The organism is Marinomonas shanghaiensis (assembly GCF_003259175.1).
Taxonomy (GTDB): domain Bacteria; phylum Pseudomonadota; class Gammaproteobacteria; order Pseudomonadales; family Marinomonadaceae; genus Marinomonas; species Marinomonas shanghaiensis.
Genome location: NZ_QGOK01000021.1, coordinates 14,037 through 29,515, shown reverse-complemented (window position 1 = coordinate 29,515; position 15,479 = coordinate 14,037). Strand labels below are relative to the sequence as shown.

The 15,479-nt window shown below is 44.1% G+C and carries 17 protein-coding genes; 9 read left to right on the top strand and 8 right to left on the bottom strand.

Translation table 11 applies throughout. From position 1 onward, the window contains the following. The first annotated feature begins 46 nt into the window (after window positions 1–46). The 4 genes from glnD to DKT73_RS16080 all read left to right on the top strand — a co-directional run bounded on the left by glnD (window position 47) and on the right by DKT73_RS16080 (window position 5,432). The gene (glnD, locus tag DKT73_RS16095; protein WP_111639576.1) at window positions 47–2,740 is read left to right on the top strand and encodes a [protein-PII] uridylyltransferase; all 2,694 of its coding nucleotides are present in this window, start codon (window positions 47–49) and stop codon (window positions 2,738–2,740) included. Between the two features lie 5 nt (window positions 2,741–2,745). Continuing rightward, entirely contained in the window at window positions 2,746–3,933 is a 1,188-nt protein-coding gene (gene dapC, locus DKT73_RS16090; protein WP_111639575.1) for a succinyldiaminopimelate transaminase, read from the top strand. A 29-nt stretch (window positions 3,934–3,962) separates the two neighbouring features. Further along, window positions 3,963–5,000, top strand: coding sequence for a 2,3,4,5-tetrahydropyridine-2,6-dicarboxylate N-succinyltransferase (gene dapD / locus DKT73_RS16085; RefSeq protein WP_111639574.1), 1,038 nt, complete (start codon window positions 3,963–3,965; stop codon window positions 4,998–5,000). Between the two features lie 84 nt (window positions 5,001–5,084). Next, window positions 5,085–5,432 (top strand): ArsC family reductase, encoded by a 348-nt coding sequence (locus DKT73_RS16080; protein ID WP_111639573.1) that lies wholly within the window; start codon window positions 5,085–5,087, stop codon window positions 5,430–5,432. Here the strand turns inward: DKT73_RS16080 and DKT73_RS16075 are convergent. Next, window positions 5,424–5,627 carry a hypothetical protein gene (locus tag DKT73_RS16075; protein ID WP_111639572.1) on the bottom strand — a complete coding sequence of 68 codons (204 nt, stop codon included), beginning with the start codon at window positions 5,625–5,627 and terminating at the stop codon, window positions 5,424–5,426. The genes DKT73_RS16080 and DKT73_RS16075 overlap by 9 nt on opposite strands. A gap of 80 nt (window positions 5,628–5,707) precedes the next feature. Between DKT73_RS16075 and dapE the strand changes: the two genes are divergently transcribed. The 4 genes from dapE to panD are packed head-to-tail and all read left to right on the top strand — an operon-like array spanning window position 5,708 to window position 7,942. After that, complete coding sequence (dapE, locus tag DKT73_RS16070; RefSeq protein WP_111639571.1) at window positions 5,708–6,853, top strand: succinyl-diaminopimelate desuccinylase; 1,146 nt, start codon at window positions 5,708–5,710, stop codon at window positions 6,851–6,853. Window positions 6,854–6,865: 12 nt separating this feature from the next. Beyond that, window positions 6,866–7,132, top strand: coding sequence for a hypothetical protein (locus tag DKT73_RS16065; RefSeq protein WP_111639570.1), 267 nt, complete (start codon window positions 6,866–6,868; stop codon window positions 7,130–7,132). 4 nt (window positions 7,133–7,136) lie between these two features. Continuing rightward, window positions 7,137–7,511: a hypothetical protein gene (locus tag DKT73_RS16060; RefSeq protein WP_111639569.1), complete on the top strand. Its 375-nt coding sequence runs from the start codon at window positions 7,137–7,139 to the stop codon at window positions 7,509–7,511. A 50-nt stretch (window positions 7,512–7,561) separates the two neighbouring features. Next, window positions 7,562–7,942, top strand: coding sequence for an aspartate 1-decarboxylase (gene panD / locus DKT73_RS16055; protein WP_111639568.1), 381 nt, complete (start codon window positions 7,562–7,564; stop codon window positions 7,940–7,942). A 94-nt stretch (window positions 7,943–8,036) separates the two neighbouring features. On the opposite strand, the gene tpx is transcribed toward panD, so the two are convergent. Both tpx and DKT73_RS20430 read right to left on the bottom strand, forming a co-directional pair. Then, complete coding sequence (tpx, locus tag DKT73_RS16050) at window positions 8,037–8,534, bottom strand: thiol peroxidase (protein ID WP_111639567.1); 498 nt, start codon at window positions 8,532–8,534, stop codon at window positions 8,037–8,039. 26 nt (window positions 8,535–8,560) lie between these two features. Next, a complete protein-coding gene (locus DKT73_RS20430; RefSeq protein ID WP_111639566.1) occupies window positions 8,561–9,031 on the bottom strand; it encodes a cold-shock protein in 471 nt (156 codons plus the stop codon). Window positions 9,032–9,319: 288 nt separating this feature from the next. On the opposite strand from DKT73_RS20430, the gene DKT73_RS16040 reads away from it, so the two are divergent. Next, the gene (locus tag DKT73_RS16040) at window positions 9,320–9,532 is read left to right on the top strand and encodes a SlyX family protein (protein WP_111639565.1); all 213 of its coding nucleotides are present in this window, start codon (window positions 9,320–9,322) and stop codon (window positions 9,530–9,532) included. Window positions 9,533–9,539: 7 nt separating this feature from the next. On the opposite strand, the gene DKT73_RS16035 is transcribed toward DKT73_RS16040, so the two are convergent. The 5 genes from DKT73_RS16035 to ppc all read right to left on the bottom strand — a co-directional run bounded on the left by DKT73_RS16035 (window position 9,540) and on the right by ppc (window position 15,435). Beyond that, the gene (locus DKT73_RS16035) at window positions 9,540–10,334 is read right to left on the bottom strand and encodes a class I SAM-dependent methyltransferase (protein WP_111639564.1); all 795 of its coding nucleotides are present in this window, start codon (window positions 10,332–10,334) and stop codon (window positions 9,540–9,542) included. A gap of 66 nt (window positions 10,335–10,400) precedes the next feature. After that, window positions 10,401–11,201: an undecaprenyl-diphosphate phosphatase gene (locus tag DKT73_RS16030; protein ID WP_111639563.1), complete on the bottom strand. Its 801-nt coding sequence runs from the start codon at window positions 11,199–11,201 to the stop codon at window positions 10,401–10,403. 4 nt (window positions 11,202–11,205) lie between these two features. After that, window positions 11,206–11,913 (bottom strand): tRNA (adenosine(37)-N6)-threonylcarbamoyltransferase complex dimerization subunit type 1 TsaB, encoded by a 708-nt coding sequence (gene tsaB, locus DKT73_RS16025; RefSeq protein WP_111639562.1) that lies wholly within the window; start codon window positions 11,911–11,913, stop codon window positions 11,206–11,208. 7 nt (window positions 11,914–11,920) lie between these two features. After that, a complete protein-coding gene (gene adk / locus DKT73_RS16020; protein ID WP_111639561.1) occupies window positions 11,921–12,577 on the bottom strand; it encodes an adenylate kinase in 657 nt (218 codons plus the stop codon). A 227-nt stretch (window positions 12,578–12,804) separates the two neighbouring features. Then, complete coding sequence (ppc, locus tag DKT73_RS16015; protein ID WP_111639560.1) at window positions 12,805–15,435, bottom strand: phosphoenolpyruvate carboxylase; 2,631 nt, start codon at window positions 15,433–15,435, stop codon at window positions 12,805–12,807. Window positions 15,436–15,479 lie beyond the last annotated feature (44 nt).

The window sequence follows — 15,479 nt, the reverse complement described above, 5'->3', positions numbered from 1 at the left end:
AAATCCAATAGCACTAACCTAATCACTTATTCTTCGAGGCTTTTGTATGGACTTCCCTGCTTTTCCAGACGCTCCGCCACTTCTCACGCAAGAAGAAAAACAAGAGCTGGCCAAACCTGGCTGCTCGATATCACGCTACAGAGCCATTATTGAAGAAAAGACTCACCTTTATAACGATTTTTTTCACTCTCTGCATCCAATAGAAAAACTCGTGAAAGGGCTATCCTCCTTTTACGATGAAATCCTGTTAGCCGCATGGACAGCAAAAGGACTAGATATTGAAAACAACGTCAGTCTTGTTGCTGTAGGAGGCTATGGCCGGAGTGAACTACACCCAAAATCTGATATAGATTTACTTATTTTACTCGGCAACGAAACACTTGCCCCAAAAGATAAAATAGAGGCCTTTATCACTTTTTTGTGGGATATCAATTTAGATGTTGGTCACAGTGTTCGTACCATTGACGAATGCACTGAAATGGCCGCAAAAGACATCACCATTATTACCAATTTAATTGAGTCACGTACACTAACAGGCCCAGTCGATTTATTGGCAACACTTAAGTTACACATTGATATCTCACAAATGTGGGATGGCCACTCATTTTATCAAGCCAAACTCGCAGAACAAAAGCAACGTCACGCTAAGTATCAAAACACAGCCTACAATCTAGAACCCAATTTAAAAGAATGCCCTGGTGGACTCAGAGACATGCAGGTCATTGACTGGGTAGCAAAACGCCATTTACACACACATCGACTGAGCGCTTTGATTGAAAAGCATTTTTTATCGGAAGACGAATATATCCAATTAAAAGGCGCTGTCAGTCATTTATGGCGGATTCGCTGGGCCTTACATATGGTCGCAGGGCGCAAAGAAGACCGCTTACTCTTTGACCACCAGAGAACGTTAGCCAAGTTATTTGGGTTCGACGATGACGATTTAAAACGCAACGTTGAACGCTTTATGCAAGGCTATTACCAAAGCGTCGCCGCCATTCAACAGCTTAATGATTTGCTGCTACAACATTTTGAAGAGTCTTTTCTAACCAAAGACGCCATAAACAGCATTGAAGTAATCAACGACCACTTCCAAACGGTTAACGGACAATTAGAAGCGCGCTCCACCACCTTGTTTCAAGATAACCCTTCGAGCATGCTGGAAATCTATGTTCTACTGGGCTCCCATGAGGAAATTAAGGGCATTCGCGCCAACACAATGAGACAACTGCGAGACAATCTCGACTTAGTGGACGATGAGTTTCGAAACAACAAAAAAAATACCGACCTGTTTCTAGACATTATTTCGAGTCGATACCGGCTTACCAGCATTTTAAGGTCCATGAAACATCTAGGATTGCTTGGACGTTATTTGCCTGAATTTGGCGCGATAATAGGTCAAATGCAGCACGACCTTTTTCATATTTATACGGTTGATGCTCACACACTGCAACTGGTTGAAAATTTGCGCCGCCTGTGGCTACCCGAATTCAAACAAAAATTCCCCATTTCTGCTCAGGCTATTCGCCACGTTGCAAAAGTCGAACTGCTCTACATTGCGGGCCTATACCATGACATTGCAAAAGGCCGAGGTGGTGACCATTCCGAACTAGGCTGCGTGGATGCCCAAGCTTTTTGCGAACGCCACGGACTATCAAAACGCGACACTGAGCTCGTCGTTTGGCTAGTCAGAAACCATCTCTTTATGTCTGTCACAGCACAACGCAAAGACATTTCAGACCCTGAAGTGATCTGGGAATTTGCCAGCTACGTAAAAGACCAAGAACATCTCGATTATTTGTTCATCCTAACCGTTGCCGACATAAACGCGACAAATCCAACCATGTGGAACAGCTGGCGAGCCTCGTTAATGCGTCAACTTTATCTGGAAACAAAACGCGCTCTTCGTCGTGGGCTGGACTTCCCTATTGATGCAGACATGATAAGCGATGAACATAAACAACGCGCCTTAGAAATCATGATCGAGCGTAATGTTGATATCATGGAAGCCGAAGCCATTTGGGAAACCATTGAAGAAGAGTATTTCATTCGCTCAAATGGCGACGAAATTGCGTGGAACACGGAAGCCATACTGCGTCATCGCCCAAGCGATAAACCACTGATCGCCATTACACCACTTGGCGGTCGTAATTTTTCTGGCGCCAGCAAGATCTTTATTTACACCCTGATAAGCAAACATCTGTTTGCCGTCACTGCAGCCACTTTTGAACAGCTTGGCCTTACCATACTGGATGCTAAAATAAGCCATACAACAGATAACTATAGCTTAGACAGCTTTGTGGTCATGGACAGCAATGACAGTGATACCAATTTGCACCTCGACAAAGAGCGCATTACGCTAATACGCAAAACCTTAATGGAACAACTTGAAACCCCCTCTCTTTATGAAAGCGTTGTGCAGCGTCACACACCACGAATCTTAAAGATATTTAACTCCCCAGCCACTGCTCATTTCGTCAGCCAACCGGAAGAAGTGTGGTCAGCACTTGAAATAACCGCCCCCGACAGGCCTGGATTGCTGGCGCTCATTGGGCAGTTCTTTATGAACAACAATATCATGCTACATAAAGCCAAAATCGCTACGCTGGGCGAAAGGGTGGAAGATACCTTTTACATTACTGAAGAAAATGGCGATCTTATTACTGACGAAGAGAGCATGAATAAGATTTGCACCCTTTTAAAAGAGAAAATTGACCGTTTTTCTCAAGCGATGGACTAAAGACAATGAACCCTCTTATACATTCTTTGCACCCCTATCCTTTCCAAAAGCTTGCTGAGCTTATTGAAGGGATAACACCTAACCCGACAAAACCCGTTATCAAGCTCACCATAGGAGAGCCGCAACACGACGCCCCCGCCGTTGTTCTTGACACCCTTGCTAAAAGCCTAAGTGGCATCAGCAAGTACCCAAGTACAAAAGGCGAGCTTCCATTAAGAGAGTCAATCAGCAAATGGGCAAAACGACGCTTTACACTGGAAAACCTCAATCCTGATACGCAAATTTTACCCGTAACCGGAACACGAGAAGCGCTGTTTGCCATTACTCAAACCTTGGTAGGAGAAAAACAAAACGCGTTAGTTGTCAGTCCGAACCCTTTTTATCAAATCTACGAAGGTGCTGGCATTCTTGCGGGAGCTGAGATGCACCTTCTTCCCTGTAGCGCGGAAACTGATTACAAAGTTAACTATCACAAGGTAAGTGACGATGTTTGGCAGCGCTGTGAAGTCTTATTTGTGTGCTCTCCCAACAACCCCAGTGGCAGCATCACAACGCTAGAGGAATACGCCTTTCTCATTGAAAAAGCCAAAACCTTCAACTTTACGATCGTGGCAGACGAATGCTACTCTGAAATCTACTTTGGCGATCAAGCTCCTTTGGGATTATTAGAAGCGTGCCAAATATTAGGCAACAAAGATTACCAGCACTGCCTGATATTCCAGTCACTGTCAAAACGCTCGAACATGCCTGGACTACGCTCAGGGTTTGTCGCTGGCGATGCCTCGATCATGAAACCCTTCTTGCTATACCGCACCTATCAAGGCTGTGCCATGCCGATCCATCACCAAGATGCTTCTATTGCCGCTTGGGATGATGAAGATCATGTCATTAAAAATCGTGAAATTTATACGAGAAAATTTGATGCCGTGTTAGACATATTATCGCCTGTCATGCCGATATCGAAACCAGAAGCGGGCTTCTATCTCTGGCCTAAGCTCACGATGACAGATGAAGATTTTTGCACAGCCCTGTATCAAGAAGAATCGGTTTTGGTTCTGCCTGGCAGCTATTTAGGACGAGCAGTAGAAGGCATTAACCCAGGCAGCCATCATGTTCGCATGGCACTGGTCGCAGAAGAATCTGAATGCGTTGAGGCAGCAAAAAGAATCAGAGACTTCCTTAGTCGCAGATAATCCCCTTAGCTCTTAGTTGGAGAAATAATATGAGCAATACCATTTTCGCGTTCGGTCTTGGCATCGGCACACAAAACAAAGAAGGCAATTGGCTAGAAGTTTTTTATGCCTCTCCAAGCCTCAACACAGAAAAAAGCACAGTAGATGCACTCCTAGAAAGCACCAATTATGAAGGCGGCAATAGCACACTAGAGCTAGATGAAAGCGATCTAAATCGCCTACATATGAGCCTATTAAAAGCGGGCAACATAGAGCAAGCAGAACTCGCTTCTCGTTTAAAAGCGTCAACAAAGCCCGTTATTCTTTGCGTATTGGCAACAGACGAAGCCCCAACCAATCCGGCTGAGGTCTACCTAAAGCTTCAACTAATCTCTCATCGTTTAGTTAAGCCACATAACACCGTCTTGGATGGCATGTTTGGCTTACTGATCAATACCGCCTGGACAAGCGAAGGGCCGATTGATGTTCGCGAACTCGCTGATCGTCAATTGAGTGCTCGGATGGAAGGACGAACAATCGAAGTATTCAGCGTCGATAAATTCCCTAAAATGCTTAACTTTGTCGTTCCTACAGGCATACGAGTCGGTGATGCGGCTCGTGTTCGCTTGGGCGCCCACTTAGCAGAAGGCACCACCGTCATGCACGAAGGTTTTGTCAACTTCAATGCTGGCACACTTGGCAATAGCATGGTTGAAGGTCGAATTTCTGCTGGCGTTGTGGTTGGCAACGGTTCAGACCTCGGTGGTGGATGCTCCACTATGGGAACACTGTCTGGTGGCGGAAACATCGTCATTGCCGTTGGTGAGCAATCCCTAATCGGAGCCAATGCTGGCATCGGTATTGGCCTTGGTGATCGTTGCATCGTTGAGTCGGGACTTTACATCACAGCCGGCTCCAAAGTAGCCGTTCTGGATGAAAACAACCAAGTTGTTTCTACCGTAAAAGCGCGTGAGCTGTCTGGACAATCAGACCTATTGTTCCGTCGCAATTCCGCAACAGGCGCCATTGAATGTAAAACCAATAAAAACGCCATAGCATTAAACGAAATGCTGCACGCTCACAACTAGACTAGGACTCGACGTCCCGATTAATCAATAACCAAGCACCATGTTGAAATGCTTAATTCAATATGGTGCTTTGCGGATAAGACTATGATTCAAATATTTGGTATCAAAAACTGCGATACGATGAAAAAAGCTTTTCGTTGGCTAGATGACAATAATATCGAATACTCTTTTCACGACTATAAAAAATCAGCTCTAGACGAAGCAACGGCAAAAGTATGGATAGAAACCATGGGCTGGGAAAACATCATTAATAAACGCGGTACCACTTGGCGCAAATTAGATGAAGAAACAAAAAACACCATGAATGACGACAATGCCATTTACATTATGATTGCCCAACCATCTATTATTAAGCGACCTTTAGTAGTTGCTAAAGGTTCTATTTATTTAGGCTTTAGCGCAGAAGAGTACGCTAATATTTTTTTAGCGTAAAATAGGCGTGTAAAGTCGAGGCCTTTCTTTGTTAGACTTAGGTGGTACAACAGGGGTAACACTCGGCACATATCCCGAAGTAGACACATCCGAGCGAATGACAGGAACAAAGTACGACTCTTGAACAACAGGCTGCTGGAAAAGGCTACAACCAGAACCAAGTAAACCCAAAAAAACAACGACACCCAATTTCATAACGCCACCTTTATAAGAATCTACTGCTATAGTAACAGAATCTTTATCTAAGGTAGCGAAAACCAACGCAAAGGTAAAGAATGTCTGACTTGTCACCCACACTAAAACTTGCCATGGATCTTATTTCTCGCCCATCTGTTACTCCTGAAGATGCTGGCTGCCAAGACCTCATGATAGAACGATTGAAAAAATTAGATTTTGAAATCGAATACATGCCCTTTGGCGATGTGAAAAACTTCTATGCCAAACGCGGCACATCTGGTCCCAATCTTTGTTTTGCAGGGCACACAGACGTAGTCCCTACCGGGCCTGAAACAGAATGGAAAGTGCCACCGTTCTCACCAAAAATTGTCGATGGTATGTTATTCGGTCGTGGTGCTGCCGATATGAAAGGCAGTCTTGCCGCTATGGTGACCGCGGTTGAAGATTTTATTGATAAGCATCCCGATCACAATGGACAAATTTCCTTTTTAATCACCAGCGACGAGGAAGGTCCTTTCGTAGACGGTACAACTCGCGTTGTTGATGCATTGATAGAACGTCAAGAAAAAATCGATTGGTGTATCGTTGGCGAACCTTCAAGCACCAAAACACTTGGTGATATTATTAAAAATGGACGCCGCGGCTCATTTAGTGGCGACTTAACCGTTTATGGTAAACAAGGACATGTCGCTTACCCACATCTCGCCGAAAACCCCATTCACTTAGCGGCACCAGCACTGGCTGAAATGGCAAGCGCTCATTGGGATAATGGAAATGATTTCTTCCCACCCACTAGCTTTCAAGTATCCAACATCCATGCAGGTACAGGCGCAACCAACGTCGTCCCAGGTAAACTAAACGCTCAGTTTAACTTTCGATTCTCCTCTGAACTAGACTTTGATGCCCTTAAACTCCGGGTCATTGAAATTTTAGATAAACACAACTTACGCTATGATATTGAGTGGACATATAATGGCTTGCCATTTTTAACACGTCCGGGTGAACTGGTCGATGCGATTGTGGAAGCCGTACAGGCAACGGTCAACGTGACACCAGAACTATCAACTTCCGGCGGCACATCTGATGGTCGATTCATTGCCAAAATGGGAACGCAAGTTGTGGAACTTGGCCCTATTAACGCCACTATTCATCAGATTAACGAATGCGTTGAAGCAGAAAGCCTTAATCGCCTTTCTGAAATCTACGCTCGCATTTTAACCAACCTATTTGCCAGTAACGCTTAGATTTATACATCAATGAAAAACACCATACATAAACTCGCCATGAGATTAGGGAATAACCCAAGATCGGCGCTTATCAAAATGATCCAAGGCGGCTTGGTTTTCGTTTTCGGTATTTTGATGCTTATGGTGGCAGATCGTGTTCTCGCAGAATCCTTTTCGCAAGAAATCATTGCACTATTTGGATTAATACTGGCAGGATGCGGCGTACTATGGACATTCGTCGGCTACTTATCCATGAGTGTCCTTAGAATTTATCACATGATCAAAAAAAAGGATTAAGGTAATGCAAACAGACATTGAAGTATATGTATTGTCTTGCCCAACAGAAAACATCATTGCTTGGCTAGAAACATCGTTCACTCTGGTCAAAAAAACAGCACATGGACCACTCTGTGCAAAACTCACTCTTCTTTGGCAAGGTAATGAGCTAGAAGCAACCATCCTTGAGCAGGCAGCAGGAAAGCGCTTCACCTCTATTTGGTTCGACTCAGACAAGACGCCATGGGAAAATGACATAGCCTGCGCAAAACAAGTGTTCGAAGCACTAGACTGTGAAGTACGTTGCAATTTCCAAGGATGGGAAGAAGAAGGCAATCAGGACCCAGATCTGTGGTGGCGTATTAACCATCATGGTGAAGGCCCATTTATTTGGAACTAACCCCCTTTTCAAAAAAACGCTCCATAGACACATTAATAGAGATTTTACAGATGCAAATTACACTTCTAAAAGGCAAACTTCACATGGCCAGCGTCACCCAAGCAGAGCTTTGGTACGACGGATCCTGCGCCATAGATAAAGACCTTGTAGAGCTAGCGGGGTTCAGAGAGTTTGAACAGATTGACATCTATAACGTTGATAACGGTGAACGTTTTCACACCTATGTCATTTTAGCAGAATCAGGCTCAGGAACCATCTCAATGAATGGCGCCGCGGCAAGAAAAGTACAAGTAGGTGATCGCGTAATTATTGCCGCTTATGGACAAATGAGCGCGGCAGAAGCGGATGAATTTAAACCTAAGTTAGTCTATCTAAACAAAGACAACATCGTTGAACGCACGACCAACACCATTCCAGTACAAAAAGATTAATTAAAAGAGCTTTTACACAAAAGCTCTGCATTTGAAACAAAAAAAGGCCGCTTCTGATTCACTCAGTTAAGCGGCCTTTTTTAATGATGATAAATTACGCTAATACAGCCAATGCTGCTTCATAATTAGGCTCATCAGCCGTTTCAGCCACTTGCTCTGTGTAGATCACTGAGCCACTCTCGTCCAATACAACAACAGCACGTGACAATAGGCCAGTTAATGGGCCTGTCGTGAAAACAAGACCGTAGTCTTCTCCAAACGTAGAACGGAAAGTCGATCCAGTATCAACATTATCGATTCCTTCCGCACCACAAAAACGCGCCGCAGCAAAAGGCAAATCAGCTGACACACAAAGCACATTAACGCCTTTTAATGCTGCCGCTGACTCGTTGAATTTACGTACAGACATCGCACAAGTAGGTGTGTCAACAGAAGGAAAGATATTCAATACCAACTTGGCACCTTTGTAATCCGCCAACGTGGTGACAGATAAGTCCGTTTTAACAAGCTCAAAAGCCGGCGCAGTAGAACCCACTGCAGGAAGAGAACCAGCCGTTTCAAAAGGATTACCTTTTAGTGTTACCGTTGCCATAAATACCTCTTTAAAAATAAGAAAAATTAACCGCGAATAATAGAGACATTCTCTGCTTGCTTGCCTTTTTCACCTTCGGTGACATAAAAGCGAACCAGCTGTCCTTCAACCAAAAAACGACGACCACGACCACGGATAGCACGATAGTGAACAAACACATCATCACCGTTTTCCATCGTTAAGAAACCAAAGCCTTTTGATGAGTTAAACCATTTTACAGTGCCCTGCTCACGATCGTCGTCTTCATCTTCTTCAGATTCAGAATCATCGCCAACAGAACCGACTTGACTCACCATGGCACCAACATAAACAGACACCAGTATAAAACCAAAATACACAAGAAAATATTGGCCGATCTCTTCTTGCAATACGCCTGCCATAAGCAAAGGCACAATCAAAGCAATAACAAGGCTAACAATAAACGTGCGCAACGAGAAAAAAGCAGAACCAACAGAAGATTCTTTATTACGCGAAACATTATCCTGATGATCATTCATAACAGTATATCTCTTATCAAATTAAATATTATTGTGAAGCGAAGCCAATTTCAAAGAAAACAGACTCCGTATTAGTGCAAAAGTGAATAAATGAATATTTTACTAAACTCTTTCTAAAATCACCGTGCGAAGCAAAAGAAGATAGTAGTAGAATACACATCGTCTTTTGAGAGCAATTTTCACGCCACTCTTACATTTTAAATGACCGATACTTGCGTCATATATTTTTATAGAAGAGCTCATAAAATATGAGTTTAGCTTGTTAAGGTTAACACATAGAAGGTATCCATGAACACCTCACAAATCAACCAACGCATCGACGAACTAGAATTCAAACTACAATTTCAAGAAGATACGATCGATAGTTTAAACCAAGCGCTGATCAGCCAACAAAAAGATATGCTACTAATGAAAGAGAAACTCGCTATATTAGGAAAACAGCTTGAATCTTATCGCCAACAGCAACCTAACTTTGAAGCAGAAAGACCACCACATTATTAATGAAAAACTAAACAGCAAGGGAATCCAGCGATTTGAGAACATACACATCAAATCGCCCAGACTTCCCCTCTAATTGATACGTTGGTTGTGCATCATTTAAAAAGGTAGCACCTTTTGGACGTTTTACCACAACTCGGTACTCTGCCAGCTGCATGGCTGCCGGCAACAATGCATCAGCATCATCGTCTTTGCCAACGAGATCTCTAAAAAAAGCCATTTCCTTTTTAGCCGCTGCTGATGATTTATCTGTGTGCGGATACATGGGGTCCAAGTACACCACATCAAACATAGCATTGTGAGACAGATTCGTTATGTCTGTTGTTAATAGCGACATTTTGGCAACAATGCCCGCAACCTCATGATGCAAGGATGCTCGATATAGACCGTCTTGCAGCATGGCTCTAACAAACCCCACACGCTCACAAAGAGACACCGAACACCCCAAGCAAGCAAGCACAAACGCATCTCGACCTAAACCAGCCGTAGCGTCCAATACAGATAAATTAGCCCCCTTATTTAACCCAACCGCTTTCGCAATATCTTGCCCTTTACCACCACCAAAGCGTCTTCTGTGATCCACAGCACCCGACGTAAAATCCACATAAACGGGTTTAGGGGCTGCTTTACCCGTCTTTGCTACAGCGATACCATCGGGAGTGTAGAGCAAGAGATAATCGTAATTAGAAACAAACTTTATCGGTCCAGTCAGTGATAAGAAAGGCAGATCCAGTGATTGAGCTGACAATCGAGCATCAGGCTCTAAAAACTTATCTGTTGTTGCAACCGCAATAGAATGAAGCAAAGAGAACCTCTCTCCAAAATAGTGTAAAACGCCTTACACACTCAACCATATCTAAAAACAAAGGCATTAAAGATAAACAATCCCTAAAAGTACTAGCCCCAAAATCAACCGATAAACAAAAAAGGGAAAAAAGCCTATAGTATTAAGCCACTTTAAAAATAAATAAATACAAAAATAAGCGCTCAGGGCAGACAAAACAACGCCCATAAATATTCCTTCCCAGTCCACCAGCATGTTCGATGAGACAAGCTCAATTGACTTTAGGCCACCTGCCGCAAGAATAAGAGGAATAGACAAAAGAAAAGAGAATCGCGCAGCACTTTCTCGACTAAACCCCATAAAACGAGCTGCCGTCATCGTAATACCCGATCGCGAGGTCCCAGGAATGAGTGCAAGCGCCTGAGCAAACCCGATAAAAAGCACACTTTTTACACCAAGCTCGTGCTCTGTTTTCGTCGTGGTACCATATCGGTCTGACAACCAAAGCAATACCCCAAAACCAATGGTGGTATAGGCAATCACCTCTAGAGAACGCAAATGCGATTCAATAAAGCCATCAAACACCAAACCAGCAACACAAGCAGGCAAGGTCGCCAAAATAATCCACCAGCCTAAGCGGCTATTGGGTGTCGATTGTTTGTCTTTAATAGAAACACACCATGCCACAATAATTTGCATAATGTCTCTTCTAAAATAACTGACAATCGCAATCAGTGTTCCCACATGAACAGCGACATCAAACGCCAACCCTTGATCTGGCCAATCAAGTAACTGGGCAGGCAAAATTAAATGAGCAGAACTCGATATTGGCAAAAATTCCGTTAACCCTTGAATAACCGCCAAGAAAACAATTTGATACCACAACATATAATTAACGTTTCCCTATGCGAGGAGCCTGTTTTTCCCAAGTAATTTCATCTCTTAAATAGGTTGGAATTGCATCGTACGCACGAACCATATCACCTCTCTGAAAGGACAACAGTGCAAGTTCAGCAATGCAAGCAGCACGAGGCGCTAAATCAACCAAAACGTGCTCCGCTGGAACAGGAAGCAGTGTGGTAAAAATATCCTCATAACACCAACCAGAACCAACGCCATCAAAATGGGTTGAAAAAGCAGACAAACTAGCAGGCTTTACGACACATTCATCAACCAATAGATCGACCTGATAACGACCTTCTATCTTATTGACACAATAGCCGCCCATATAGATTTCTCCCATACGGGCATCAAGCGCAGCCAACCAATTATTTTTACCTGTTTTTTGAAATCCCTCCAACGACAAAGCCGCAAGAGTTGACACTGGGATAACAGGCAGATCTGCACCAAAAGCAAGCCCTTGAACCACACCCGCACTGATTCTAAGCCCCGTAAAGGACCCAGGTCCCCGCCCAAACGCGATAGCGTCCAGGTTCGTCAGTGTCAATCCAGCTTGGCTTAGTATTTGATCTACCATAGGTAGGATAAGATCATTATGAAGACGAGGCGCCATGCGGAAATCTTCCAACACAACACCATCCATATACAACGCCACTGAACAAGCTGGCGTTGAAGTATCTAATGCTAAAATAACCGTCATTGCGTATTTAAGCCTTTAACGATGCTAATAGACTTTGCTTGATCTCGTTCAAATCACCAACGCCATTTACTTTAACGAATTTCGGAGCCGTTGCACTGTCTGCTTTTAACCACTCTTGATAGTAGCCAATAAGCGGCGCAGTTTGTTCGTGGTAGACACCAAGACGTAAACGAACGGTCTCTTCAACATCATCTGCTCGCTGTACAAGATCTTCACCTGTAACATCGTCCTTGCCTTCCACTTTAGGAGGATTATAAACCAGATGATAAGTGCGGCCAGACGCCTCATGCACACGACGTCCACTCATGCGTTTTACGATCTCTTCATCGGCAACATCAATTTCAACAACATAGTCGATCTTAACACCAGCGTCTTTTAATGCATCCGCCTGAGGGATAGTGCGCGGAAAACCATCAAAAAGAGCACCATTAGCGCAATCGTCTTGAGTCAGGCGCTCTTTGACCAAACCAATGATAATGTCATCAGACACCAATTGACCCGCGTCCATAACCGCTTTCGCTTTTAGCCCCATCTCACTTCCGGCTTTAACGGCAGCACGCAACATGTCTCCAGTAGAGATTTGAGGAATGCCAAACTCTTCCGTGATGAATTGAGCTTGAGTGCCCTTACCCGCGCCTGGTGCGCCTAATAATATTACTCGCATAAAAAGTCTCCAAAAAAACGACGTAAACTGAATAGCAAGGGTGACTGACACAGCGAATCATTAACGTACGATATGCACGGCAACGAGGCGTTCAGGCAAACCATTTGCATACTAAAAAATTGAATGGTCGCCAAGCATACCCAAGCAGCCCTTCACTATGCAAATTTACGTGTCTTTTTTTATCATTTTCTTACTCATACTGAGCATTTCTTAACCGTATAATCACATTAGCCTGTATTTTGCATACCACTGGCAATACCCGCCATGGTAATCATTAGGGCTTTGTTCACTTCCGCATTCTCTTCGTCTTTTCGACTACGATACAAAAGCTCAGCTTGCAAATAGTGCAATGGATCAATATAGGGGTTTCGAACATCGATCGACTGACGAATGGTTTTATTATCCTCGATAAGACGCTCTTGCTTTTTAAGCAACTTCACAAGCTCACTCACTTGCTTCAATTTGCCCCGCAACAAACGTCCTAAGCCTTGTAATTCCTCACCAACAAGACGCTTTTCATAATATTCAGCAATTTCCGGTTCGGCTTTTGCCAACACCATGTCCAGCATGTCTAAATAGGCCCCAAAGAATGGCCATTTTTTATGCATCTCTCGTAATTTTTCCAAATTACCAGAATCAACGCCTTGCTGTAATGCGCTCTCAGCTCCCAGCCATGCAGGTAACATCAAACGAATCTGCATCCAAGCAAAAATCCAAGGTATCGCCCTTAAACTTTCAACGCCGCCGTCTGAACGTCGACGAGCAGGACGTGAACCTAAGGGCAATTTGGCCAACTCTTGCTCAGGGGTTGTCGCTCTAAAATAAGGCACAAAGTCTTCATGCCCACGTATTATTGAACGATACTGATTCATTCCCACTTCTGCCATTTCATCCATAATGGCACGCCATTCTTCTTTTGGTGGTGAAGCCGGTATCAAAGAGGCCTCCATCACCGCCGAGCAATATAGCTCAAGAGAGCGTACCGCTATGTCAGGAATACCAAATTTAAAGCGAATCATCTCACCTTGTTCAGTTACCCGAATAGCACCATTCACCGAACCCGGAGGTTGCGACAAAATCGCCACATGAGCAGGACCGCCGCCACGACCAACAGTGCCGCCACGACCATGGAAAAGCGTCAGATGAATACCGTGTTTCTTACAGAGACGTGTTAACGCCTCTTGAGCACGATATTGCCCCCAAGTTGCAGCAATCTGTCCAGCGTCTTTCGCTGAATCCGAGTAACCAATCATGACCTCTTGATGGCCGTTTATGTAGGCCTTATACCAAGGGATCGAAAACAATTGCTCAATAATAGGCTCAGCATTATCTAAATCTGCGAGTGTTTCAAACAAAGGAACAATGCGCATAGGAAAGCTCACGCCAGACTCTTTTAGCATCAGGGCAACGGCTAAAACATCCGATGGCGCACTCGCCATAGAAATAACATAAGAGCCAAAAGAGTTTTTCTGACCTTTCGAAATCATGGTAAAAGTGTCAAGTACTTCTTTCACTTCTGCGGTGGGTGTCCATTCCATCGGCAAGAGTGGCCGTTTGGAATTCAATTCTGTCAGCAAAAAAGCCTGTCGAGACGCTTCATCCCATTCAGCGTAGTCACCCAATCCGTAAAAACGTGTAATCGCTGATAAAGCATCAATATGACGAGACGCATCTTGACGAACATCTAAGCGCACAAGAGTGGCACCGAACGTAGCGGCGCAACGAATAAGATCCAGTAGAGAGCCATTGGCAATGACCTTCATTCCACAATCTAACAAAGACTGATAACACAATACCAAATCGTCTATCAGCTCCTGAATGTCTAGGAAAATATCGTCAGATGGAACGGGCTTTCCATCTAAACAAGCCTTTGCCCAATTCTTAGTGGCCAACATTTTATTTTCTAAATGTCGCAACACTTCACGATAGGGTTGCGCACTGTCGCCCACTCGCTCTCGCAATGCCGCATTACATTGCGTCATAGAAAACTCGGAACGCAAAACATTCAAGTCTTTAATATAGAGGTCAGCAGCCATCCATCGAGCCAATAACGTCACCTCTTTCGTCACCTTATGGGTAACATTTGGATTACCATCACGGTCGCCCCCCATCCAGGTCGCAAAACGAATCGGCGCCAAATCGAGAGGCAAACGTTCGTCGCTGGAAAACGCACTGAACTGTTCGTCTAATTGACGAAAGAATCGCGGCACGGCTTGCCACAGAGATTGCTCAATCACTGCAAACCCCCATTTGGCTTCATCAACAGGAGTTGGCCTTTCTTCACGAATTTCATCCGTGTGCCAAGCTTGAGTGATGATTTCTTTCAGTCGTCGAATGTGCTTAGTTTCTTCAAGAGGTAAAATATTGTCTTTGTCTAGTGCTTCTAATTCACTCGAAATGTTGTCGTATTTTCGAATCAAAGAACGGCGAACCACTTCCGTTGGGTGAGCCGTCAACACAAGCTCAATTGATTGGGATTGCAAGGAGGCAATCATTTGCTCTGGCGTAAAATTTTGCTTTGCAAGTCGAGCCAGAAGGTCACCGATAGGGTTGTGATAAACCCCTAAACTTTCATTGGTACGACGACGGTGTACCCGATGATATTGTTCCGCGATATTAGACAGGTTCAAAAATTGATTAAACGCCCTTGCAACAGGCACAATTTCTTTATCCTCTAACGCTTCTAGGGCGGCAATAAGCGCGGCGGAATCACCAGACTGACGCCCATCTTTTGAAAGTAATCGAATATTTTCTACTTTTTCCAGAAACTCGGCTCCCAAATGATTGCTCATGCTTTCACCAAGACAATCTCCCAGCAACCTAACATTCTCACGTAATGACGCCTGACGATCACTCACTTCACCCTCCTAATTGCTAATAATATCCGCTAAAGGTGTTCTTT